We start from the raw sequence: 2,694 nt of genomic DNA on the forward strand, positions 1-2,694 counted from the left end.
TAGGGATTTTTTTATGAGTGCTTTCACGACGAATGCGGGTAATTTTGGACCTGCTGAGAATAGTAGTGTTGATCCGCGGACTGGTCTTTTTGGAGCGACTGTTGAGTTAGCCAATCTTGTTGGTAACAAGGGCAAGGGTCCTCATCTTGGACTTAGCATTGGGTATGATCCTCTTTCTGTGGATGATTATGGATTTGGTCGTGGCTGGCGCTTTAACTGGACGACGTATGATGAAGGTTCGGACGGTCGGCTGCGCCGGCTTTATTCGGCGGATGGTGGGGTTTATGGTGTTGAAGGTGCCGAGAATTTTACGCTGACGCAGCAGAAAATAACGTCTGCAAAGCTAAGTCGCTTTGATGGTGTGGATGCTTACCGTGTTGGTCATGTGGGCGGTGGTGTTGAGGTGCTTGCTGCGGATAATAGCGGGCTTTGGTATCCGAGTACTCTTTTCAGTCCTCTTGGTGAGCAACTGAATTTGACCTGGGTTAAATCGGAGGAGGTTCACAGTAAGATTGCCTCTATTTCTGATAATGACGGCCAGTTTTTCATGCGCGCGACCTATGATGATGGTGACGCCACGCTTACCTTCTTTCCCGATAGTACAACCGCATGTTTTGATGTTGTCTCTGTGCAGAAACAGGGGATGATGCAGCACCTGACGATAGGGGAGAGAGAATGGATTTTCAGTTACGACTTTTCTTACGATGATGGATTTGGCGATTCTGTCGCTTTTCTTACCAAAGTGCAGCATCCGACGGGTCTGATTGAAGAAGTCTCTTATCGTTCGGAGGCGCAGGCTTTCCCGAGTGCGATGGGGCGCACGGCTTTGCCATGTGCCAAGACTTATACAAAGACCATCCAGGCTGGGCAGCCCTCTCAGCTTATCGAATATGATTTTGCACCACCCGAATATCATGGGCATAATTATCTGGGTTATGGCGGCAGCTTTCCAATGACCGATAACGCCCACGATAACCTCTATAATTGTGACGATGCAGATTACAAATATAGCATGGTTGAAACGACGATCGCTCCCGATGGTCATAATTTAAAGAAGCAGCTTGTCTTCAACAAGTATCATCTCATTGAATCAGAAACGCTGACCCATGACACTTGTGTTCATGTCAAGAAGACTGAATACAGTTATTCAAGTGGCACAAAATTTGATGATTTGCCCTTATATTACAACAAGCCATCGCGTATTACGAAACAGTTTATCAAGAATGATATTCCTGGAAGACTTATAACCGACACCTTTACTTATAATGATGATGGAACGCGTGCGTCACACACTGCTGATGACGGAACACGCACAGACTGGACTTACTACGACAGGAACACCGAAGACCCGAACTGCCCGGTCAGTCCTGAGGGGCTGTTGTCTTATATGAAGTCAAAGACAGTGACGACGCCTCAAACGACTGGCCTTGATGGTGATGTCTGGCCTGGTGAAGTTGAAAGAACAGAATACAGCTATACGAAGCTGAGTACAGGTGGCAGCCCTGATGACGAGACACAGCCCGTTTCCTATGCTGTTTTAAAGAGCCAGGAAAAGCAGTTTTATCAGAAAAAACTGATCAGGCAGCTGGATACTACATATTTTAAAGACTCTTCTTCTGCCTTAAATTTTGGGCGTGTGCAAACAGAGACAGAGACATTCTATGGTGAGGATAAGAAGAGCTATCCTTATACGGCAACATATACCTATTCATATGATTCAAGCTTGAATGTTCTCAGTATTACGAAAAAGCTTCAAACGTTTGATACCCTGTCTGCCCAGACAATAGAGCGGCATTCCTGTTTGACGGGGCGGCTGTGTGAGGCGGTTGATCAGCTTGGCGTTTCGACAACGTATGAGTATGATATTTATGGACAGGAAACAAAGCGGACACTGGCCAACGGCACATCGAATGCACGGACCTATCAGCTTGACACGACCTTTGAGGACTCGCCCCTTAAGGATGATACAAAGCTGCCGGTAAAAACGCTCACAACACCGGACGGCAATAAAGTCCGGCGATGGTATGATGGTAGCCTGCGTCCCTGGCGGGAGGAGGTACTGGTCGAAGATACCTGGCTGACCGGGAAGACATATGCCTACAACTGGCTCGGTAAGACCGCTGCATTGACCTATAGCGATTATGATATGGATAAGGTGTCAGACGATAAGGTCTCACACGGTCTCATTATTCATTCCAGTGTTCAATACAGCTATGACAATTGGGGGAGTGTAAGTTCTTCCGTTGAGAGCAGTGGCTATACGGAAACTCAGATCAATGATCCGATTGGACAAACAGTCACGTACAGCTGGAGTGACGGCAGCAAGGCTGCCAAAGTTACAACCTATGACAATCGTGGCCTGCCGCTCTCTGAAGAGACGTTAGGAGCGGATGGCACGTCCATCAGCAAGATCAAACAGGCTTATGATGGTGCGGGTCGCCTGCGCGAGCATGTGGACGGCAAGGGTCGTAAAACAACATATAGCTATGACAGCTGGGGGCGTGTTGTCCGCACGGGCCTGCCAGATGGTAGCGTTGTCATCAAATCTTATGTTCCCTATAGCACTCAGTCGTTGGCTTGCTCGCTTCAGATACAGAAGCCAGGCACGACTACGCCTGTTGATATGGGGCAGCAGACTTTTGACGGTCTGGATCGGCTCAAAACTGTTACAAATGGTGGTCGGCAGTGGAGATA

1 protein-coding gene is annotated in these 2,694 nt (G+C 48.0%); it reads left to right on the forward strand.

The window, feature by feature from the left end; all coding sequences use genetic code 11:
* Positions 1-13: 13 nt before the first annotated feature.
* Positions 14-2,694, forward strand: a 2,681-nt coding sequence (locus ABE527_RS21525; protein ID WP_499698247.1) for an RHS repeat domain-containing protein, incomplete at its 3' end; no start/stop codon positions are given.

It is taken from the genome of Brucella sp. TWI432, assembly GCF_039674445.1.
Classification (GTDB): domain Bacteria; phylum Pseudomonadota; class Alphaproteobacteria; order Rhizobiales; family Rhizobiaceae; genus Brucella; species Brucella chromiisoli.